Origin of the sequence: Abyssibacter profundi, from assembly GCF_003151135.1 — a bacterium.
Classification (GTDB): Bacteria; Pseudomonadota; Gammaproteobacteria; order Nevskiales; family OUC007; genus Abyssibacter; species Abyssibacter profundi.
On sequence record NZ_QEQK01000009.1, the window covers coordinates 139,090 to 161,133 of the forward strand.

Below are 22,044 nucleotides of genomic sequence, written 5' to 3' on the forward strand. Positions count from 1 at the left end.
GTTCATTCAAAGTACCTAGAATCCATACTCGACCCCGACGACCAGCCGGTCACGGTGGTCGAACTGGCCGTAGCGACCGTCTTCATTGCCGTAGAACACGTCCGCTTCGAAGCGGACAATCAGATTCGCGCGATAGTCGAAACTAATCGCAGGTGAAAGAAGACCATCACCTCGATCAATATCGTGGATCAGCAGCCCGCCAACCTTGAGCACGTCGTTCATGAACCGGCGTTCCAGTAATAGGGTCACGTCCGTCTCAACGCTGCGACGTCGCGCCGCCGATCGCCCCCGGTCGAACCAGCTTTGAAAGAACTGGGCAGAGACCAGCGTGTCTCGCAGACCCATCCAATCCACACCCACCACATACGCCAGCTCACCGCCACGGACGACGCCATCGACGCTGCTTGCGGGGTGACCGAAAACGTAGCGATCCGTGGTGTAGCCCATCTCTGTTCTCAGAGTGAAGTCACCAAAGGCATTGGAGGCCGTAGCGCCGACGGTCTGCGTCCGCTCATACGCTGTCTGGATCCGTACGCCGTTCTCAGTTCGCAGCACCCGCACCACCGGCTGGTCTGCGTAATGAAACAGGTAGTTGAACGTGACATCCCAGCCGCTGAATCGAGCCGACCACTGCGTCCCGACATCCGCATCTCGCAACGGTCGATCCGGTTTGTCGAACTGCCGACCTAGGACCACGTCATCCGCAGCGAGCGTTGGCCGAAATTCCGACGCCTCAAAGGCGTACACGCCCTCCTCGCTAGGAAGTTCGTGATAGGTCTGGTCGAGAATCAGCAGCCACTGGGCCAACCAGCGGTCACCGACCGGGACCTCCCACTTCACGCTCCACAGAGGAATCCTGGAATCTTCGAAGTCGTCCAGAATGAATTCCCGAAAGCTCTGCGGGTTTACACGATCCAAGACTTTCAGCCCATCGGATTGTCCCCACACAACCTGCTGCTTACCCAGACGCAGATAATGGTCGCCCCAATAGGCCTCGGCGTAGAGTTCACGGAGTTCTGCCTCTGCATCATCGCCGGCGAGCATTCGGCGGTTCCACGCGCCCACCGTGCGTTGCTCCGGGCGCTGAGGCTCCAATCGATCCACCGCATCAGCGCGCAGCCGACCCACCGCGGTCCAATCGATGCCCCACGGTGAGCGCCAATCCAAAACGGGAAGCACCGTCAGCTCGCTTTTCTGTGTACGGCCATCGCCTGTCTCGACGGCATGGGCGACATCCACGATGCCACCGACCCGTAGACTGGCCTGGACGGGTGTCACGACCGATAACGCCAACACCCACACACCGGCTCGAGCGCTCATGGCCGATACCCGCGCCGCAGCGAACGCTCTTCGAATACCCCATCATCCAGTTCCAGGTCGTAAATCACGTCACTGACGATCAGCTCTGTTTGATGACCTGTTTTGTGGTTCTCGACCCGAATGTTGTGAACCGTCCAAATTCCGTCGACCTGTCGTAATGCATCGAACCAGGCCGTCTTGAGCAGATTGCCCTGGGTGTCCCAATTGTCAGATTTGCGAATCGTGTGGGTCTCGGAGTCGACGTACCAGCGCGCGCGGGCGTAGCCCAATTCTTCAGCAACCGCCTGGCTGACGGGCACACCCTCCACGACATGGACGTCAACACGACCGATGCGGTCCATGCCCGCATGGCTGAAGCGCCAATCGTCCAGGCTGACCTTGTTCTGACGCTTCAGGTCCTCGTAGGTCAGGTCTGTCCCCAGGAAATAATCCCCGCGATCAGACGCTGAAATGCGTCGGGTTTTACGCAAAGCGGGCAGGTACAGCCACTGGTCATCCTCGCGGTCGGGGCTCGCGTAATCGTGGGTCAGGAACGCGGTATCGCGCACATTTGTTGGTTCCAGGTAGTACAGAACCTGCCGCTTGTCCTCACCGTAGTACTTACGCAGCGACACGGTCTGCTGCTCCCGTGTCCGGCCGCGCCGGTCGGTCAGCTTCAGCGTGATATGGGATCTCAGAGTCTGACCTTCGGGACGTTGATCGACGCCGGCCATGATCTGGTCTGCATCCTGGGCGCTGGATTGCGTACTCACCCCCACCAAGCCGACGCCCACCAGCAGCCAGGGCAAGAGCAGATTGGCCACCGAGACCGGCTTCGACGAGTCCGCCCGGTTGGCGCCGAACAAGGCTTTAGGCTTGAGCACACTGATCAGCGCCGGCATGGCCGTCAGACTGATGACAAAGCTGGTGGTCACGGCAATCGCAACCAGCAGGCCGAAATCCTGCAGCGGCGGCACTTTGGACGTCATCAACACGCCGAACCCCAATGCCAAAGCCAGCAAGTTGAATAACAAGGCCCGACCCGTTGTTGTGAACAGCGCGACAACGGCATCGGCGTAATCGAGGCGCTCATCACGAATCAAGCTGCGAAGCCGGTCCAGGCTGTGAATTGCGAAGTCCACCCCCAAGCCAATGGCAATGGCAGCGAACATCGAGGTCCCGACGCCGATCCAGATGCCCGTGTACCCCATCACCGCAAACACCATCAGCACCGCGAAAGCCACCGGCAAGGTTGCCAGCACACCCAGCACGACGGAGCGGAAGAAGACAACCGAAGCCAGCAGAACCAACCCCAGCGCCAGTGCCATACCCTGCGCCGTGTTGGAGCCCAGTGGAGCCATCCACGAGTAGCTCAGATCCAATGCACCTGTGGAAACCCCCTGAATGGCCTCGTTGTTGAATGTATCGGCCAAGTAGGATTTGAGCCCCAACACCACCGGCTCGATTTGCCGGAAGTTGTCGCTTTGCAACTGACCACGGACGTGCGCCAGCCGGTAGTCGTAATCCACAACTTCCTCAAAATCGGTGGGCTCACCCGATGCCGTGTAAAGCAGAAAATACTGTGCGATGAGGAAGGGATCGTCGGGCAGCGCGTAGAACGCGGAGTCATCGGCATTCACCGACTGGTGCATCTCCTTGATGTAATCGACGATGGAGGTGGTATTTGCGAACCCGCCCTCGGCTTGCATCCAGGCCTGAAGCGCTTCGATGCGCGCCAGATTGTCAGGTAGGAACAGATCTTCCGGATTGGGCGTGGTAATCGCCACGTCCAGGTAATAGGTCCCATCCAATCGTTGATTAATCTCCGTATCCGCGACCCGGAGTGGCTCGCTGACCTCAAAGGCATGTATCCGTTGATCGTTGAACTCCACCCGGCTGACCCCGATCAGCGCCAGGACGAACAAGCCGGTCACGATCCACAACGTGGTTGCTGGCGCCGAGGCGACTGCCCGCCCAGCCAACTCCATCAGCCGCGTGAACGCATCCGGCCGCCCGGTGGACCGAGGTTTCAGCGCACCGGATGGCTTGGGTGAAAGAAGCGACAGCAAGGCCGGCAGCAAGGTGAGGGTCCATAGCCAAGCTGCGGCGATCCCGATCGCGGCAAAGACCCCATAGGACTGCATCGGGGGTAACCCTGCCGCAGCGGCTAGCCCCATAAACCCCGCTACGGTTGTCAGCGTTGTCAACGTCACCGGGCGCCACATGACCGCCATCGCCCGAGCGACCGCCTCCCGCCCTTGCAGCTTCGGATTGTTGGCGACTTCCTCGTAGTACTGACTGAAGATATGAATGGAATCGCAAACCGCGATGCCGATTAGAATCACTGGCAACGAGTTCGTGATGACATACATGGGCACCCCTGCCGCAGCCATCGACCCAAGCCCAACCGCCGCCGTCCCCACCACGATGAGGTTCGGCAGCAACGCTCCGGCCAGGGTGCGATAGGCAATGATCAACACGATGGTGATCAGAATTGCCGCGATCGGGTTCAGGCGGCTGGCGTCTGCATCAATGTAGGCAGACAAGTATCCGGAGACCGCCCCCTGACCCGCGACATGCAGGCTGGCACCCGCCGGGACGAGACCTTCCCGATCCGCCTGCTCCGTCAGGTTGAGCAGTTTGAAGTAGATAGCCTCGGCATCCTGCTCGCTCAGCAGCTCTGCGATGATCAAAGTCGCGCTGCCATCCCGGGCCACCAGGGTGCCGTTCAGCAACGGAAAGCCCTGCACCTGGCTTGCAATGGCGTCGGCCTGCGCCTGAGTCTCTGGAATCGCCTCCCAGAACGGCTCAACCAGCATCCCATCAGCCGTACCGACAATATTGTTCTCGGTCGCCAGGCTGGTCACCCGGTCGGGATCGACACCTTCAATCGTTCTGACTTGATCGGTCAGCCACTGCAACAACGCTATATTGCCCGGGGTGTACACCCCGTACCGTCCGTCATCCACGATGGCGATCACCATGGGATCTTTCAGGCCGAACACGTCTTCAACGTGGTCACGGAACGCCAATGCCGGACTGGCATCCGGGACAAAGGCTTCTGGCGTCGTGTCTTTGGTGAGCTTGCCCAGCTGGCTACCCATCAACCCGATCGCCCCGAGGGCGGCCGCAATGATCAGCCAGCGGAACTGCAGCAGCCGAAGGAAAAACCGTTCAGCGCCGACCGCCGTGGGCGGCATTTTGCGTCTATTACTCATAACTACCTACCGTTCGTTAGGTTTCAAAGGCGTAGAAAACACCTCACGGCGTCATCACGTCCAAGGTATTGCGGCAGAACCGGGAAAAAACCGCCGCTCCGGACTCCTCTGGTTCCAGCCGCGCCCGAGAGCTCACCAGCGCGCCTTGAACCGCGGATGCAAACCACTCGGCCGCTGCCCAATCCGTCATCTTGGCGGGCACAGCCACACTGCCGTCATCGCGACCCAAGGCCATCGAATCTGACAAGAACGCAACCTGCACACGCATGGTGGCCCGCGCCGCGGCGCGAACCGTTTCAGGCAAGTGTCCCCACCCGCCGGCGAACGCGCCGGCCGGGCACAGCACCTCGCCCGCACCCAAGCGCTCCAGGTACAGATCGAAGCAATACGCGTTCAGCCGCTGCATGCCGGTTAAGGCCGACTTCGACTGCACCCATGCGCGCACGCCCTCGCGTGCCCGGTCGAGCATTGCAACTGCCAAGGCTTCCTTCGATTCGAAGTGGTGGTAAACACTGGCTTTACGGATACCCACCTGCTCCGCCAAGTCCCGGTAACTAAACCCATCATAGGATTGCGACTGTACGAGTTGTTCAGCCGCATCCAGGATGTCTTCGCGCGTGTTTCCACGAGATGTGCGAGGTCTATTCATCGGGCTACCTTACGACAGGTAGGCTCGTTTCTGCAAACGGATGTCCATCCAATGGTCACCTCCGAGCCTAGCGAATCGATCTGACACCGAGCGGTGCTCGGTGTCTGCACTCGCCTGCCGGGAGTTGATGCCCGAGGCCCACTCCTGGGAGTCGACTCTGTCGAGGGCCTGCACCGATACGCAGGAACGGGACATCGTCTGCCCTGACGCCCGGGGAACAAGCCTTCAGGTGTTAGCCGATAAGGGCGCCAGTACTGTGACTCTTGAAATACGCGCACGCGGACGGGGCGGAAACAGCCTTATCGGGTTCGGTGTCGATTTTGAGTAGAAAACGAGGCGTCATGACCGCCGCTGGCGAACATCACCGACGGCAGCATCGGCGCTGGCTGTGACATGTAGCCGGCACCGGGTTCGGTCATGTCGACGACAAAACCGATCTGCGCCTGATGGGCCGGGTAGGTAACCCGAACCGCTGTTCGGGTTTCCTATTCCGACTGTTCATGACCAGCCGGGTGATTCAGGTCCCGGCAGGTGTCACCAGGAACTTGTCTCCGGTCGCCTGCTGGCTGTAGCGCTGAATGGCTTCCAGCTGCAGCGCGCCCGGCAGGTCCACTTGCTGGGCGTAATGACTGGCAAAGGTGGTTTTTAATCCGCCCATGACCCGGGCGAACAGTTTGCCGACCTCGGCCTGGCCGATGCGGGCCAAGTGATTCGGCAGCAGAAAGCCGCCCACGCCCCAGGCCATGCCGTAGGCACGGTTTAGCTGCGTGGGTGAGCGATCCAGCCCGCCGTACAGGTACACCTGCTTGTGGGTGGTCGATCCGTAAACACTGTACTGGCTGGCATCCCGGCTGAGCGCTGCTTCCATTGCAGTCAGAATCTGGCTGGCCAGGTGTCCGCCGCCGGTTGCGTCGAATCCCAGCGTGGCCCCGGTTGTGGCGACGGCCTCGACCAGCTGCGGCATGAAGTCCTCGTCGCTGGAGTTCACGACGTGTCGGGCACCCAGGCCGCGAAGCAGCTCGACCTGTTGGGGCTTGCGCACAATATTGACCAGCTCAACACCATCTTCCATGCAAATGCGATTCAGCATCTGACCCAGGTTGGACGCAGCTGCGGTGTGGACGAGCGCCTGATGCCCTTCGCGGCGCATGACATCCACCATGCTCAGCGCAGTCATGGGGTTTACCACGCTGGATGCGGCCTCGCGGGCGGTCACGCCTTCTGGGACTACGAGGCAATCGCTGGCCCGTGCCACGCGGTAGTCCGCGAACATGCCGCCAGCCATGGTGGCGACCGTTTTACCCAACATCGCCTCGGCCTTCGCACCGGCCGCAACCACGGTGCCGGCGCCCTCGTTGCCCACGGGCATGGCCTTGCCGACACGCGCCTTAAGCATGCGCATCATCGCCGCAGGAATCTGCGCCTCAAACACCGGATTCTCTGCCGTGCCCGTCTGTCGCCCGGTCGACAGGTCGGCAAAGGCAAACAGCACGGCCTGGTCAGAGGGGTTCATCGGCGCTGCTTCCACACGGATGAGCACTTCGTCTTCGCCCAGAGGCTTGATTGCGGTGGTCTGCAAGGACAGCTCCAGCGTCGCTTGTTCCGTGACGGTAGAAACGAGCCGGGTGGATTGGTCGATGGTCATGGGTTCTCCTGATTCAGGTCTGTGAAATCGGTGCTGCAGCGTGCTCAGTGCCCGGCCCGATCGTACGCGCCGCTATCGCAGCGCCGTGGGCGTATGCGATCACGTTGGTCGTTGGCCGGGCAACGGTCTGCGATGCCGTTGCCCAGCGCGGGGCTCCCGGCCAGCAGTGAATAGGTCGGGGTGTGCCCGCCATGGTCGGCCAGCGCGCCCAACATCGGGTCGGTATCGGGCAAGTCGTTGGCGTTATCGAGAAAGCAGGAATCGTCGTCGGACACATTGCCCCCGAATGAATAAATGCGGGAAATGGTCTGCTTGCAGTTGGCCGCGCCCCGGGTCGAGCTATTGCCCGCAATAATCGTGTTGATCAACTCCACCGGACGCCCGATGACTTCGTCGTCCTGTCCATTGAGCAGACCACCCGGGTCGCCCTGGTAAGACGTGGCGATGTTGATGCCGCCGCCACCGATGACGGCGTGATTATTGACGATGGTGGAGTTAATGATGGTGACGGGACCACCGCCCCGCGCGTCGATTCCCCCGCCTTCGCCCTGGGTGCCGCCATCGCCGGTGCTGTCGGTGCAACAAGACTCCAGAATCCGATTGCCGGTAATGGTCGAGTTGATGACCAGGCCGGCGGCATCGAAGCGAATGCCCCCACCCTCGCTCTCCGCAACATTGTTGCTAATCGTGCTGGATTCGATGATCGCGGAGCTGCTGGGCGTGTTGAAAATGCCGCCACCGTACCCGGCGAAGTTTTCCGTGATCAGACAGCGCTGCACGATGAGTTGGCCCTGATTGAAGATCCCGCTGGCGGTGCCACCCCGGATGGTGACATCTGCCACTGTCAGGACCGCATTCGGGCCCACGCCGAATACGCGATCGATCCCATTGCCATCGATCACCGTGTGCCCGGCGCCAGCACCCCGGATATTGGTCGAGCCCAGCACCGACAGCATGCCGGCGTCCGACGTCCCTTCGGCCACGACGGTCGGCACCAGCGGCGGATCGATAAAGCGGTAGTGCCCCGGCGGGAGGATGATGACGTTGGTCCGGGTTAATGGATTGGTGCTGAACAGAATCGTCGCGTTGGATTCCTGAACGGCGGCGCGCAGACTGCAGACCCCCTCGGCCGTCGCGCAGCGGCCATCACCCGGCATGGCATCAGGCTGATCCGACTCGCTATTGACGACGAATGTCCCCGGAGAGGCCGGGCTGTAGGGTGTCCGGTCCGGCTCGCTGGCGCTGGCCGGGCCGTCGCCTGTGTCGGCACCCTGGCTACCGGTGGCGTTGCAGCCGTGCATCAGCAGGGCCGCGACTCCGAGCAGGAGCAGGCGCGTTGTCCGATGCACGATGAGCTGTGTGTTGTTCATGGTTGGCCGCTCCTATTCCGTTGCCTCGAAGGCACCGATGTCACAGCCAAAATCGGCGTCACGCGCCACGCCGCGCTGATCGCGAAGCGTGCAGGTCGCCGGGTTGCCGGCGCCTCGCGCGGGGCTTGCGGGCATGAGAGCCAAGGTGTCGGTTGGCCCGCCATGGTTGGCGAGTTCGCCCAACATGGGCTCCAGAGCGACCAGATCGCCGGCCTGATCAAGGCCGCAACTGCCGTCGGAATCCAGGTTGTGCCCCTGGGACAGAATGCGGGACAGGCCCACGGTGGCCAGGCAATCACCCTGCGCCACCTCAGCCACGTTGTGGGCGATGATCGTGTTTTCGAGAATGACGTCGAAATGAGGAACCGCAAGCGCACCGGTCACCGGGTCGGGGAGCGCATCGACATAGGCTGTATCGAAATGCAGCCCTGCACCGCCATCGTGGGCCTCGTTAAAGGCAATGGTGGAATTGCGGATGACGGTGCCGATGCCGCGGATATCCACCCCACCTCCCTGAGCGAAGGTGAACGGCACCCCCGTCCCCATGAGCACGGGATCCGCCAGGCCCAGGGCTTTGTTATGGCTAATGGTCGAGTTGGTGATCGTGCCGCGGGTGTCGATGCGGATTCCGCCAGCCTGTCCCTTGGCAATATTGTGGCTGACCGTGCTGTCGTTCAGCGTCAGGCTGCCCATGGGGTTAACGAAAATTCCACCGCCACCGCTCGACTGGTTGCCATAGATATGGACGCGCTCAAGCACGAGATGCGCCTGGGCGTAGATCCCGCCGCCCATGGTATTGCCGGCTCCGCCGGTGATGCTCAAATCGGTCAGACGGCTGTCGGCGCCACGCGACAGCTCGAAAACCCGGTCGAGCTGCTGCCCGTCGATCAAGGTTTCGCGCGCACCGGCGCCGTGAATGCTCATCGGTGCCGCAATATTCAGTGAGCCGGTGGCGTCGCTGGCGACAATCGGCCGGGCCAGCACATCACCCAACCCGACATCTCCAGTCGATAAGGCATTCGGCAGGCTGAGCGCATAAACGCCCGGCGGGAGCAGAATCGTATGCGGCTCGCCAGTGGCATTCACGACGCTCGCACTGGCCTCCATGATGGCCGCACGCAAGCTGCAAACGCCCTCGGCCGAGGCACAAACACCATCACCGGGGTTCGCGTCCACTTGGTCCAGTTCGCTGTCGACCCGCAAGGCATGCTCGAAGGCATCGTCCGCTGCACTCACCGGCTGGCCGGCCGCGGTACCTGGCTGTCCCGTGCCGCCACATCCAGCGAGCCCAATGGCCAGCAGCGCCGTACAGATCGGCTGCAACACCCGTTCAGCACCCAGCGAGTCCGTGACACGCCGCTCCGTTCCGTGATTCATGTCGATCGTCTCCGTTTTGTTGTTATCCGGATGTCTAGTACGCGGCCCCCGCGCACACGCTCCGGTTTTGCCTCCTGGTCACCACTTGGTGACTCGACATCGAAAGTAACCAAGTGGTGACTCCAGTGTCAATCTGATCTAGCCTTGGAATCTGCGTTCCACCGAATGTGCAGGAGCACACCGTGCCCGCCCAGGCGACATCGCCCTCCGGACCCGCCACGTCGACTTCACGCACCGCAGCGCCCAGCGGTCGCGAGCGCCTGCTGCGCGCCGCCCTCAAGCTCAGCGCTCAGCGCCGCTCCATCGCCAACATCGGTTTACGAGAACTGGCCCGGGAAGCCGGTTTGCACCACACCGCGATCTATCGGCATTTCAAGTCCGTCGACGATGTGGCGACCACGTTGGTGCACACACTGTCCAGCCAGTTGAGAGCAGACCTGCGGCGCACGCGACGTGCGGCGGTGGAGGATGGCCAGGACATGATCCGGGCATCGACGCAGCGATACTTTGACTATGTGCTACAGCACCCACAGGGCGTCATCTTCTGTGCACGAGAAGTGCACGGCGCCCTGCCCACTCTGCGTCAGGCACTCCAAGCCATGCTGGATGATTTTGCGATGGACAGCGCGGATGACCTGGCCGAACTCACCCCCGAGTTGGAGCTGCCTGACCGTGAGACGGTGCTGGTGCTCACTCGCCTGATCGCGGAGCACACGCTATATGCCGCCATGGATTATCTGGAACATCCCGGACAGCGCGCGCAGATCGTGAACCGCGCCACGCTGTTTTCCGAGTGGTTGATCGCAGGCGCCAGCCGGCCTGCTGCGGCGCCAACGCCACGGAGCAAGCCGGCGGGTTAACCCATTCCGTCATGGGTTTCGGCAGTCCCCCCATGCAATCCGCTTCGGATCATCCACGGGAGTCGCCACGGCCCATGTCATCCGTCGCTGGGCGACCGATTCGGACGCCCCGGCCACCCCGTTGGACAGGCCTTGGGTGCGTCCGGCCCCATGCAGTCCTGGCTGATGAGGCCGGCCGATCTGCCGGGCGGCTAGCGCCGGCGCCGGCGCATGGCCACGCCGGCCAGCCCCAGCCACAACAACACCGGCATCGCAACGGCGCCCCCGGCACCGCTGCGCGCCGACGGCGTGACCGGGTTCTCTCCATCCGGGGGCTCGGGTGCGTTCGGGTTATCAACCACCACGGTCACGAGATTGCTCCAAGCCGAATCAATGGCGGTCGAGCCCACCGGCAACCGCGTGCGCACGCGGTAGCAATACATCCCACTGGGTTGATCCGTGACGGTGTATGACAGCGCCGGAGTCGCGGTGACCCGATCCGACCAACTGGAGTTGGTGACGGCGATATTGTCGATGTACCAGCCCGCCGGCTGCCCGACATTGTAGGCATCGCTGGTCAGACGGAAGCGCAGCCGGATCGACTGTCCGGCATAGGCGGAGAGGTCCACGCTGCGCGTGCCGTCAAAAACGTCGGCCGGTGTCAGGCCGCCCGGCCCGGTGTAGGTCGCCACCGTGCTGAAGTCGCCACCATCGGCACTCACCTCCACCAGCCCGAAATCGTAGCCGGACTCCAGGCCCTGCCGTGTGGTAAAGGTCAGCATCGACGAGTGATCGGCGGGGATCTCCAGGCTGCCGATCATGGTGAGGGCCTCATCCTGTGCGGCTCCGTTCGGCACGTAGTAGGCCGTGCTGCCATCAGCCGGGTTGGGCTGAGACTGCCACTGTGGACTGCCGCTCCACCGGGCATTGGTGCCGGCAACCAACGGATCATCCGCGGCGTCGACAAAATCCGCCGTGCAGGCGCTGGTCTGCTGCAGGGTGTCCGGGCCAACCGCAGAGTCGGGCCGCGTCCAGCTCAGCGTGTACTCGCCGTCCGTATCCGGTTCGCTGTAGTCATCCTCCAACGCGAGCACCGGCACGCCGCCCACATCCTGGCTGCAGTCCGGGAAAATTTCGGTGGCAACCGTCGCGGTCGCCGGCTGGCCAGGCACCGGGCGGTCGGCCGTTACCCCTTCCAGCGAGGTCACAACAAAACGCAGCGCCTCGGGTAACTTCCAGAGCCCATCGGGTCCATCCGGGTCCGGGTAGTTGTCGATATGCGTACAGCCATTGAATGTCGGCCGCGCCAGGGTAAAGGCCGCATCGCTGAAGTCCGGCGAATCATTGCCGGGATCGGGCACGGCATCGACGATGGTCTGGCCCGGATGATCCGCCGCACCCGTGTTGCCAAAACTGTGCTGCCGGTCGGAGTACACCAGCGAGACACCGCCCTCCCAGTTGGGACTGCCGCGGTCGGACTGTTCAAGGCCGTCGTAATCATTGCTGATACGGCTGCGCAGCTCGAGAAAGTACGCATGCTCGGTATCGGTGCCCAGCTCGGTGCTCACCCGCTGCCAACCATCGGGGAATAGCCGGTTTTCCTCGGCATCCGTGTCGAAATCGCTGTCGTAGACCACCGCGTCATCGGCCGTGATGCGAATGTCGTCGATGAACCAGCCACGCTGTACCGCCGCCGCATCGGTGAAGTAGGCAAAGCGCAGCATGATGCTCTGCCCGGCATAGGCCGTCAGGTCAAACTGGTCTTCGATGAAGCCGTGGTCGGGCGAGGCCGGGTAAGTCGCCTCCAGCCGGTTCGGATTGGCCAGGGTGTTCCCCCCACCGGCGTAGACCCCGGTGATGCCGTTGTCCAGCTGCGCAAAACAGCCGACGTTGTTGGGGTTGTAGCTGTTGTTGATGGTCGTGCCGTTAGCCGACGGCAGCGTGGACCAAGTCTGCCCCCCATCGCTGGACACCAGCACAAAGGCGTAGTCCCAGTCCCATTCGATTTCGTACAGCGAATTGAAGGTCAGCGTCACGTTGCTGGCGCCGGCATGCTGGGCCAGGTCAGGTAGGAACACATCGAGCTTGTGACTACCGTCCGGCGGGCACCCGAAATCGTTGCCGGCCCCCGAGAACCAGGCGTTGGCGCCAGAGGGCACCTGCTCGATCAGCAGGTCGGTTGGCAGGTCGAGCCGATAGGCATCGGCGTTGTGAATCCCCGGCCCGGTCAACACGTATGGCGTGCCATCCGGCCGACGCCAGTGGATTTCGCCAGTGTCGTACTTGGATTCGCGCAGCGTGATCTCACCGCCCTCCAACACCCGCGGCACGATCCAGCCCAGGAAGGCCCGCGCGTACACCGTCATGTACTGGAAGTAGTCCGATCCCATCAGCTCCCAGCGGCCCATGGCGTCGAAGCTGGTGCTGTAGAAATCCGGCAGGCCCAGCGAGTGCCCGTATTCATGCGCCACCACGGAGACCGCTTCGACCGCATCCTCGGGATTCACGTTGTACGGCCCCACGACGACGTAAACCGGAATCCCCGTATCCGTGGTTGTGAATTCCTTCCGGGATTCGTCCGTATAGAACAGCGGCTCGCCGAAATGCGTGGTCAGCTGGTCATTGGAAACATAGCCCGACACACCGTTTTCATCGGTGTAGTAGTAGCGGACGTCCGACTTGTGCGGCCAGATGTTGTTCGGCCCGGTCGGGTCGGTGCAGCCATGCCCGCCGCAGCCCGCGAACATGACATTAAAGAAATCGACGACGCCATCCTTGTCGGTATCGAAAGCGTTGTAGTCGATGTCCGGATCTGCCAACGATGCGGCGTCGTAGACAATCTTGGCCGTCGGCCCGCAACCGTCATCAATACTGCCCACCGGAGCGCCCGTCAGTGCGGTGCCTCCACTATCCGACCCGTAGTACCCCTGGGTGCCCGGCAGCAGATACCAGCCGTCTTCCACCCGGTTCGCGTAAGCCGGCGTCCCATGCAGATCCGCCACCGTGGTGCCGGTGCAACTGCCATTGGGGTCCATGGTCGAGAATTTGTGCGAATACCCAGGGTCGAAGGCCTGTGTGCCGCTGCCCGACGGCGGGCTCACCGTACCGATGGGATATAGCTGACCAAAGGACATGTCCTGGAACAGCTGCCATAAGGATTCGCCGCTCTCGCGGGAATTCACCGCCTCGGACAAGGCCTCGGCCGTGTGGTTGCCGGTGCAGCCCGGGTACGGGTCATCCACTCCAACGCAGTGCTTGATGTCCTGGTACTGGACCATGACCAGCGGGAACGGCCGATCACCGAACCGTGCTGACTCCAGCGTCGTGACCTTCGGGCCATGTGTCCGCAAAGCCAGCGCATCGCCAGCCACGGGCGTCACCACCACATCGGCCGACAAGTCCTTCCACATGACTTCGGGATCTTCATCCAGAGACTTGCCCCGGGCCTCGATCACGATTTGCCCGGCCTCGCCCGCCGCCAGCGGGCCCAAGGTGAAGCGCAAGGGCGCGCCGACAGATCCGTCACCGCCGGCCGCGACCGGCGACGAAGACACCAGCACCGCCGCCTCGTTCAGCGTGACCTCAATGCCCGCGCCCGCCACGGCCGCATCGGCGCGGTAGCGAATCACCAGCGGATAAGCACCGCCTGGCGGCACCCAGCCGGCGTTGGTAAACACCTTGGCCTGGACGAACAGATCCGCCGCAGTGCCCTCGTTGTTCACCGGCGTGAACGGCGGCGCCACCACCGGTTCACCAGCAGCTGAGATCACGGCGACAAAGCCGGCGAGAAGCGTCGCGAACATCGCGCGAACAAAAGATGAGACAGTCGGCACGATGCGCCCCTGGAAACACAGATTGCGCCGGACGCTAGCAGACGGCCTTGCAATCCGGTATCCAAGCGCGCGAGCGTCATCACAACCGCGTTGGCAAGCCGTTGTTTCAATGGAGAAAACCGGTCCCGCTGCGTGCACCCCCGTCGCAGCCAAGCCCCTGTGTGGGCTTTGATTCCCGCACGCAATTAGCCAACAGAAGACCGCCCCCCACCGACAGCGCGTCGCAGCGGGCGAGACCGCTCCGGTGATCCAGCCGCAGGTCATGCGTAGTGGCCGGACAGACCCGGGCAGCCCACTGCCGAAGGCAGTCAGCAGGACTGATGGATGACGTATGCCACCAACCCCCACGGTCTCGCTCCTTTGGCGGCGACCTGGGGCCGTTGGCAACCTGCTCCGTCAATCTTTGCGACTAGCGACCGGTCACCCTGTCCCGGCCTGTCAATCAGTTCAGCGTGATCGACCGCGCGCTGCTGCCCTGCGGGGCACTGACCTCTTGTGTGCCCGCGTGGCTAACCAACGTCACCACGGCATCATGCGTCGAAGTGGTCGTGATCTCGATCTCCTGCCGCACGTCGATTGAGGTCGCATCCAGCCACACGGTGACACTCGCGACGCCCGTGAGATCAAGTTTCAAGCCGTTGCTCCGGTTCGGCAGATGAACCGGGTCTGTCCAGACCAAGCCACTTGCGATGTGATGGTCAGGATCGTCCCGATACTCCTGATATGTGCGCGTGGCAGGCACCGCCTTGCCCGCTGAGAGATCGAACGCATCCACCCTGCCGATCACAGCATCAGAAGCCACAGCAATCTCGGTCAACCAGTAGGCGCGGTCATGGGAGAGTCCCCACTGAGGGTTCGCGAACTCCGGATCGGCGGTATACGTGACATGCCAGGGGTAGGTAGGAGCCGGTCCGAAGCTGTCCAGGTACTCTCTTGCTGGCGCCCACTGGTCCTCGACGTAATGCCTGACATGTCCGTAGCCAGGAAAGATGCCTTGCTCGTGTCGGTAGCCGCGCTCCAGCATCGCCAAGTGGGTGGTTGACCAGTACGGCGTGCGATGGTCGGCAACACCCGACCAGAGCAGCAGCGGTACGTGGCGATGATTGTCGAGCAACGACTCGGCGAAGGTCCCAGCAACAATGCAGAACGCGCCGTTGAACAATGCGGGGTGACGCCCCGAAGTCTTCATCGTGCCCTCTCCACCCGTCGACGGACCGCCGACCAGCAGTTGACCGAAATCTACGTTGTAAAGCGTATCGATGTGAGACAGTGCTTCGAAGACATCGAGCTCGCCTGCGTTGTTATAGCGGGTTGCGGACGGCCCACGTGCCAACGGTGCCAGCACCAGGGCGTTACGCTTCTCCCCGAATTCCAGCATGAAGTTGGGAACGCTCAACATCTGGTTATGGGTTGAAGAGCCGCCATGGAGCTGTAGAAACAGCGGCGTTGGTTCGTCGAAAGAGAAATCACTGGGTATGTACAGTCCGTAAGGCTGCACGCGACCCGCTGTCACGACAGGCCCATCCTCCAGCACGCCTTCGCCGAAATCGAAGCGCGAGCCATACACCCCGTTGATCAGGCCCGATTTCGGGACATTCGAAAAGTCATCTTCACCCTGATCGAGCTTGAAGAAGTTGATGTCTGCGTGAAACGCAGAGATGTCCTTTCTTGCCAGCGCCTGAGCCTGGTTTGCATCGCGCCAGTAGCCCCAGTCCGGTGACTGGTACTGCTGAAAATCTTCAAGATTGTCGACCACTGCGGTCGGCTCCAGATCCAGCAGACGCCCCCAGGGTTCCTGGTCGTGGCGGCGGAAGCCCACATCGAAGACTGGGGGCGGGTTTTGTAGGAAGGCGCCACCCGGATTGACCGCATCTGCACTTTCCTGAATCGCTTTGAACGCATTGGCCGCGGAGTCATAAAGGCCCGTCACAAGGTAGTGTCGCCAGGTCTCCATACCGGGGCTCAACGGCACCGTCAGCTCAATCTGGTTGCGCTCCAGATCAACCGAAGTCGTAATCGCCTGACCCTCAGCACAGCCCGAGCAGGCCGATGACAGTTCCGCACCGGTTCCCCAGGTCACAATGATGTGGTCCAGCCCCAGCGCCCCCAGTTCGCCAATTCCATAGCCCCAGTCGTGAGTGCCCGTCGAGGCATCACCGTCCGTATCAATACCGATGGCGATGGCTGTCACATCCGGCGCAATCATCGTGTTCAGCGTAAGCCTGTACTTCAGCTGATCGCCGTCTTTGCGAACACGGAACTCCAGCAGATCAGCTGCGTTGAAGGCGTAGGTAGCCGTATCGGTCGGGTAATGCAGCCCGCCACCAGACCTATACAGCGCGCCGCCTGTATGTGGCCGGCTCGTAGGTTCTCCTGTCGCTGCGCCGAAATCGTCGAAAATGAACCCCTGGTAGACATACTCGCCCTGCGTATAGGCGCTGGCACCCATCACATACAGCGGATCCGCTTGCCAGACACCGACGTTCTGGAATGGCGGCGCCAGCGGCGCATCCTCGTACAAGAACGCGGGACCAGGCCCCGGAGGCAATAGTTTTTGGCCCGGGTCAGCGCCGGCATCCGGGCCACCGGCCATCGGGCCCTGGCCTGTCTGCTGGTCGGGGCCGGTACCGCCGGTACAACCGGACAACACCAGTAACGCCACTGCACAGTGTCGAATCCACATCATCTGTCTCCTCATGAGTCCACGGCTACGTCGAGGTCGTCCATGCGAACCCGATCGGCCGTGAATACGTTTGTCTGATACGACCGTATTCCTGAAGTGAAGGAGATGTCAAGATCGGGTAACGGCCTGCGGATGGGCAGGCAAAATGACGACTCGGCAGGCCCGACAGTCGGGTTTGCACCAACCGGAAAGAAGGTGGCGGGTGTGGCTGCAGCGCAGCTGCGCACAGACGCCAGTCGTCGCGGTGGCGATTGCCTCCGCTGGTGGATAAACGAAACGATGCCCCGAGGAGAGCCCCCCGCGGCGTGGCCGTGTCGGTTGCAATCTCTAGGACCCGGCGAATCGAAGACCACGCGCGAGTCGCACAGAGCCCAGGCCCGGCGCGAGACCTGGTCGCGTCGAGCCCCAGTGGACGCTAGCTGCGTAAACCGCCCTCGAGATACCGCATATGCAATTCCCGCAGCCGGTCTGCCGAGTCCTTTTCGACCAGCCGGGAGGCACCGAATGGAGACCGCCACATGTAACTGCGGTAGGCCAGGCCGTTATACGCGTTGTTCATGTTCGCAATGATCTTGAACTTGAGTTCTTCCTCGTCGACACCGGGAAACAGCGGAATCAACAGTTCCAGCATCCGGCGCATGCTCCGCCGATGAAAATCCGACGAGATGTCCTGGCCTTCGTGGCCAAAATCCCACCCTAGCCGAGCCACGAATCGCACTGCGCTGGTGCCCAGTTCAGGGTCCTCCAGCATTTCGATCACCGGCCCGAACGCCGCTTCAAGGACATCTCGAACGGTGTAGTCACCTTTGGCGCCCAGCGCATCGAGGCGCGGCATGGCCCGAGACTCGTACCACGCCTGCAACTGCTCGGCGATGGCGCGCACCAGGGTCTTTCGATCCCGAAAGTGGTAGTGCAATGCAGACGGATTCGACGCACCGCTGGCTCTGACAATGCTTCGTAGCGAGGGGCCATTGATGCCCTGACTCGCGAGCATCGTCATCGCCTCACGCATCAATCGATCACGCAATGTGAAGTCATCGGTCGCCTGCACTGGCCGTTCTTTGACGGTCGAAGTGGATGCTGTTGGCATAGTTTTTTTGCTCAGTCAGTAACCCAGTGGCAGTCAAGAGTAGCTTGACCTGAACAAGAAGAGCTTAATACATTCGAATCATACAAGCGCTCTTCCGCGCACAAAAAGCATCTCGTACACCCACTGGAGACGAAAGAAGATGCACCCATCAATCATGCTCCTCCAGGCGTCCATTGCCTGCGCTGAAAGCGATGCTGAGCGTCGTGAATCATTCAATCGCCAACACGAGCAATGCCCGCGTACTCGGCGTTGTGTCAGCAAGTCACCTACTCGGTGGAGGCGCGCGCTGAAGGCGCCGGCACAGTGGCTGCTAATCGGCATGATGGGCTGGTCGATCACTGCGCTGGCTCAGCCGGTCGACACTTGGAATACAGTGCATGGATTCGACTGCGTCAGCGACCCGTACAACCCGATCCGGGAAGATGGCACAAGAGATCCGCAAGGCGACCCGGAACCGCTGTCCGCCGATTGGCTTGCGCGTGACCGAGAGCATCGAGAATGCACCAAGCAGCGAGACCACGACACCCGGTTTCACCCGGCACGGCATCTCGCAGCCAGCCGGTACGGCAGAGACCCCTACCGTGAGCCAACAACATGGGAGAACGTCCGGTTCAGGCACCAGATCCTGGATTTCTACCAGATACCGGACGTTCCGTACGCCGAAGTCTACTGGCCCTGTTCCAACGCCCCAGACGATTGCCCAACCTTGCCGGCGGAATTGACGCGCTTCGATCCACCCTATCCTGTCGTCCTGGTTCTGCATGGATTCACGTCCCAAGCGCCCCACCATCGCTTCAACAGTCAGGTCTTCGCCGAACACGGGTATCTCGCAATCGCCGCCAACGGGGTGGTTCCCACCGCAGGCACGCCGAATGCCCAGCGCGAAGCTAACGGCGATGACATTCTCAACTGGCTGGCTTCGCCCGAGTCGGGCACGATCGGGGAAATCGCGGACCTGAACCGGGTGGCATTCACCGGCCACTCACAGGGCGCACGTGTCAGTGTCACCTACCAAGGGGACCCGAGGGTGCATGCCTTCATCCTCTGGGATCACACCGACGATGCGAACGACGACAATATTGCGCAGCCCGTGATGTTCCAACGAACGGACGGTAGCAACGGCTCTCGGGCGGAGTACCGGGTCACTTACGACGATGATCGATACCGCGGGCGGCTGGGGTACGAAACGCTCAAGTCACGCAACGTCGACATGATGCACTTCACCGCACGTGCGACCGTCCATACAGATTGGAACGGGTACGGCGTTGGTCTCTCCGGCAACCGGCTAATCGAACTGGTCACCAACTACTACAACCTCGCCTGGCTTGATCGGTATCTCAAGGGCCGTTTAGCGATTGACGAGCGCGGTCAAGTCATACCCACGCACGGTCGAACCGAAAGCGAAGAACGGGCATATCGTCAGTCAATCGCCGGTGAGGCCTATGCCCGACTCACGGCCCGGTATTTTGATGATTCCGCCGACGTGCATAACATCTCGATGGGGTTCTGGGACCAGGAACAAGCGGAGGCAAGCGACGACCCGCTGCTAGGCGGCAATGTGCCGTTCAAAATTGCCGGATTGGAAACACGTGATCGACTCTCACCCTACTTTCAATCCTTATGCTCCCTGAGCGTTCCAAACTACGTCGCTGGCGGAACTGGAGCACCCGACGATCCCATTGCCCCGCTAGTGCGAGCTGATACAGAGATTGAGGGAGATATGAGGTTCATCGGCTGCCCGGCCACTGACTCACTGGATGGCGGTCAAGAACGCCCCTCCACCCTCGCAGGCAGTTCGACGGGCGGCGCGTTGGGGTACGGGCTGATTCCGCTTGGCTTGCTTGTAGGGTGGCGTCAAATCGCGAGACGACGCACACGCAACAGGCACGGTTGGCTTAAACATCAGCGCAAGCCCGGCGCGTCATCAGGCTGATACATGTGAAACAAAGCAGCGGGGCTCGTTTTTAGGGGAGAGGGTTAGGGATAGACTCGGGCCGTCCTAGGCCCTCGCCGCTGCGCGGCGCCTCCGCTTCGCTACGGCGTCCGAATCGGCTGTCCTGCCGATTCGTCGAACCGGTGGGTTCGTCCACACCACCGACTCCGCCAAACAAAAAACCCCGCTGACGCGGGGCTCGTTACGGTGGAGAGGGTTAGGGATAGACTCGGGCCATCCTGGCCCTCGCCGCTGCGCGGCGCCTCCGCTTCGCTGCGGCGTCCGAATCGGCTGTCCTGCCGATTCGTCGAACCGGTGGGTTCGTCCACACCACCGACTCCGCCAAACAAAAAACCCCGCTGACGCGGGGCTCTTTGTTTGGCGGAGAGGGTGGGATTCGAACCCACGTGGGGCGTAATGCCCCCAACCGATTTCGAATCGGTGCCGTTATGACCGCTTCGGTACCTCTCCCATTGATGGCTGCACGCAACGCTTGGCGTTTGCGACAGGGCGCGCATTCTACCGTCTCTGGCGAGAAACGCGAGCCCTTGTGACGGGGAGATGACGATCCGGCGCGGCGATGGGATCATGCGCGGGGAGACGCGTGGACGACAACGACTTGAGAGGACATCGCTGGACCCGGCTACTCAGCCTCGCCCTGGTGCTGCTTATCACCTTGGGTACGGCGATGACCTGCTCGCTGCCGGGCACGGAACTCGATGCCATGCAGGTTCGTGGCAACCTGCGTGTGGCCACGATCAACCGCGCGACGACCTATTTCTCCGACGCGCAGGGCGAACCGGCCGGCTTTGATTATGACTTGCTGGTGTTGCTGGCCGAGCGTCTCGACCTGGAGCTGGACCTGCAGGTCTACAGCTTCGAGCGCGATGCCCTGGACGCGGTCGCACGCGGCGAGGCGGACCTGGCCGCGACAGGCTCAATGGCCACACAGGCTCGCCGCGACCGCTTCCGCTTCGGCCCGACGCTCCGCACGGTCAAACCTCAGGTGGTTTATCGCCGAGGTTCGCGCAAGCCTCGTGGGCTGGATGAGCTCGATGATCCGCTGCGCGTAGCCGCCGATTCCGCCATTAGCGATGTCGTGGAGCGAATTGCGTCATCCCATCCCGATTTGTCGTGGACGGCGATTGAAGACGCCGACGACGACACGCTGCTGTACCAGGTGGCTGAGAACGAACACCCCGTTGCTGCCGCCAGCTCGGATGTCATTTCGATCAGCCGACGCTTCTATCCGCGCCTCACGGTGGCCTTTGACCTGGACGCTCCGCTCCCGGTCGCCTGGGCGTTTCCGCAAACGTCGGATCATTCGCTATACAACGCGGTTGTCGCCTTCGTGGTCGACCTCAAAGCCTCGACCGAACTCGACCGGATCCGCGATCGCTATTTCGGCCAGCTCGGCCGCCTGGACTATGTCGGCAGCCGTGAATTCTCACGTGATGTGGACCGCCTGCTGCCCCGCTACCGCAGTTATTTTGAGGAGGCCGCCAAGGCCAACGACCTGGACTGGCGCCTGCTTGCGGCGGTGGGTTATCAGGAATCCCACTGGGAGGCCAACGCCCGCAGCCCCACCGGCGTGCGCGGCATCATGATGCTGACCAAGGACACGGCCAAGTACCTGAAAATCGCCAATCGGCGGGACCCCAAGCAAAGCATTTTTGGCGGAGCACGCTACCTGCGGGACCAGATTGACCGGATGCCCCCCAGCATCACCGAACCGGATCGGACCTGGATGGCGCTGGCCGCTTATAACCTCGGCCGCGGGCACTTGCTGGATGCGCGAGAGATCACCGCAGAGCTGGGCGGTGACCCCGATCGCTGGGTCGATGTGCGGGCTGCACTGCCGCTGCTGACGCAGGCAAAGTGGCACTCCAAGACACGCTATGGCTATGCCCGCGGACACGAGGCCGTGAACTACGTCGGCAACATCCGAACGTATTACGACATTCTGAATTGGATCACCGGCGTTGAGACGGGAATTCCGAGCGGCGAGGCGCCGCCCGAACAGCAAACGCCATCCCAACGTGAGCCCGATCCCAGTACCCGCGCCCTGGATTTGGAATCACCGATTCTTTAGATGTCGGCGCGCTATA

The 22,044-nt window shown here is 62.0% G+C and carries 12 protein-coding genes and 1 tRNA gene; 3 read left to right on the plus strand and 10 right to left on the minus strand.

What is annotated here, in order from left to right; translation table 11 throughout:
- Nucleotides 1-15: 15 nt before the first annotated feature.
- The 6 genes from DEH80_RS11485 to DEH80_RS11515 form a co-directional block, all read right to left on the minus strand.
- A complete protein-coding gene (locus DEH80_RS11485) occupies nucleotides 16-1,320 on the minus strand; it encodes a DUF1302 family protein (RefSeq protein WP_109720642.1) in 1,305 nt (434 codons plus the stop codon).
- Nucleotides 1,317-4,517, minus strand: a complete 3,201-nt coding sequence (locus DEH80_RS11490; RefSeq protein ID WP_109720643.1) for an outer membrane lipoprotein-sorting protein — start codon at nucleotides 4,515-4,517, stop codon at nucleotides 1,317-1,319. The genes DEH80_RS11485 and DEH80_RS11490 overlap by 4 nt, the downstream gene beginning before the upstream one ends.
- Before the next feature lie 43 nt (nucleotides 4,518-4,560).
- Nucleotides 4,561-5,166: a TetR/AcrR family transcriptional regulator gene (locus DEH80_RS11495; protein ID WP_109720644.1), complete on the minus strand. Its 606-nt coding sequence runs from the start codon at nucleotides 5,164-5,166 to the stop codon at nucleotides 4,561-4,563.
- A gap of 517 nt (nucleotides 5,167-5,683) precedes the next feature.
- Nucleotides 5,684-6,811 (minus strand): zinc-binding dehydrogenase, encoded by a 1,128-nt coding sequence (locus DEH80_RS11505; protein ID WP_109720646.1) that lies wholly within the window; start codon nucleotides 6,809-6,811, stop codon nucleotides 5,684-5,686.
- A 44-nt stretch (nucleotides 6,812-6,855) separates the two neighbouring features.
- On the minus strand, nucleotides 6,856-8,181 hold the full coding sequence (locus DEH80_RS11510) for a choice-of-anchor Q domain-containing protein (protein WP_109720647.1): 1,326 nt from the start codon (nucleotides 8,179-8,181) through the stop codon (nucleotides 6,856-6,858).
- Between the two features lie 12 nt (nucleotides 8,182-8,193).
- The gene (locus tag DEH80_RS11515) at nucleotides 8,194-9,558 is read right to left on the minus strand and encodes a right-handed parallel beta-helix repeat-containing protein (protein ID WP_109720648.1); all 1,365 of its coding nucleotides are present in this window, start codon (nucleotides 9,556-9,558) and stop codon (nucleotides 8,194-8,196) included.
- A 182-nt stretch (nucleotides 9,559-9,740) separates the two neighbouring features.
- Between DEH80_RS11515 and DEH80_RS11520 the strand changes: the two genes are divergently transcribed.
- Nucleotides 9,741-10,418 (plus strand): TetR family transcriptional regulator, encoded by a 678-nt coding sequence (locus DEH80_RS11520; RefSeq protein ID WP_165831440.1) that lies wholly within the window; start codon nucleotides 9,741-9,743, stop codon nucleotides 10,416-10,418.
- A gap of 191 nt (nucleotides 10,419-10,609) precedes the next feature.
- Here the strand turns inward: DEH80_RS11520 and DEH80_RS17340 are convergent, their stop codons facing one another.
- The 3 genes from DEH80_RS17340 to DEH80_RS11535 form a co-directional block, all read right to left on the minus strand.
- Nucleotides 10,610-14,200 carry an immune inhibitor A domain-containing protein gene (locus tag DEH80_RS17340; protein ID WP_165831441.1) on the minus strand — a complete coding sequence of 1,197 codons (3,591 nt, stop codon included), beginning with the start codon at nucleotides 14,198-14,200 and terminating at the stop codon, nucleotides 10,610-10,612.
- A gap of 472 nt (nucleotides 14,201-14,672) precedes the next feature.
- Entirely contained in the window at nucleotides 14,673-16,916 is a 2,244-nt protein-coding gene (locus DEH80_RS11530; protein WP_133249217.1) for a hypothetical protein, read from the minus strand.
- A gap of 412 nt (nucleotides 16,917-17,328) precedes the next feature.
- Complete coding sequence (locus DEH80_RS11535) at nucleotides 17,329-18,003, minus strand: TetR/AcrR family transcriptional regulator (RefSeq protein ID WP_109720651.1); 675 nt, start codon at nucleotides 18,001-18,003, stop codon at nucleotides 17,329-17,331.
- A gap of 319 nt (nucleotides 18,004-18,322) precedes the next feature.
- Between DEH80_RS11535 and DEH80_RS11540 the strand changes: the two genes are divergently transcribed.
- Nucleotides 18,323-19,936, plus strand: coding sequence for an alpha/beta hydrolase family protein (locus DEH80_RS11540; RefSeq protein WP_165831442.1), 1,614 nt, complete (start codon nucleotides 18,323-18,325; stop codon nucleotides 19,934-19,936).
- A 379-nt stretch (nucleotides 19,937-20,315) separates the two neighbouring features.
- Here DEH80_RS11540 and DEH80_RS11545 read toward each other — a convergent pair.
- Nucleotides 20,316-20,407: transfer RNA gene (locus DEH80_RS11545), tRNA-Ser, on the minus strand.
- 133 nt (nucleotides 20,408-20,540) lie between these two features.
- On the opposite strand from DEH80_RS11545, the gene mltF reads away from it, so the two are divergent.
- Nucleotides 20,541-22,028 (plus strand): membrane-bound lytic murein transglycosylase MltF, encoded by a 1,488-nt coding sequence (gene mltF / locus DEH80_RS11550; protein WP_165831443.1) that lies wholly within the window; start codon nucleotides 20,541-20,543, stop codon nucleotides 22,026-22,028.
- Nucleotides 22,029-22,044 lie beyond the last annotated feature (16 nt).

What these genes read in the sequence shown, in the direction of transcription:
- DEH80_RS11540 (WP_165831442.1), top strand. Translation starts at nt 18,323, where the DNA reads ATGATGGGCTGGTCGATCACTGCGCTGGCTCAGCCGGTCGACACTTGG.
- DEH80_RS17340 (WP_165831441.1), bottom strand. Translation starts at nt 14,200, where the DNA reads ATGTTCGCGACGCTTCTCGCCGGCTTTGTCGCCGTGATCTCAGCTGCT.
- DEH80_RS11515 (WP_109720648.1), bottom strand. Translation starts at nt 9,558, where the DNA reads ATGAATCACGGAACGGAGCGGCGTGTCACGGACTCGCTGGGTGCTGAA.
- DEH80_RS11485 (WP_109720642.1), bottom strand. Translation starts at nt 1,320, where the DNA reads ATGAGCGCTCGAGCCGGTGTGTGGGTGTTGGCGTTATCGGTCGTGACA.
- DEH80_RS11505 (WP_109720646.1), bottom strand. Translation starts at nt 6,811, where the DNA reads ATGACCATCGACCAATCCACCCGGCTCGTTTCTACCGTCACGGAACAA.
- DEH80_RS11495 (WP_109720644.1), bottom strand. Translation starts at nt 5,166, where the DNA reads ATGAATAGACCTCGCACATCTCGTGGAAACACGCGCGAAGACATCCTG.
- DEH80_RS11530 (WP_133249217.1), bottom strand. Translation starts at nt 16,916, where the DNA reads ATGATGTGGATTCGACACTGTGCAGTGGCGTTACTGGTGTTGTCCGGT.
- DEH80_RS11510 (WP_109720647.1), bottom strand. Translation starts at nt 8,181, where the DNA reads ATGAACAACACACAGCTCATCGTGCATCGGACAACGCGCCTGCTCCTG.
- DEH80_RS11535 (WP_109720651.1), bottom strand. Translation starts at nt 18,003, where the DNA reads ATGCCAACAGCATCCACTTCGACCGTCAAAGAACGGCCAGTGCAGGCG.
- DEH80_RS11490 (WP_109720643.1), bottom strand. Translation starts at nt 4,517, where the DNA reads ATGAGTAATAGACGCAAAATGCCGCCCACGGCGGTCGGCGCTGAACGG.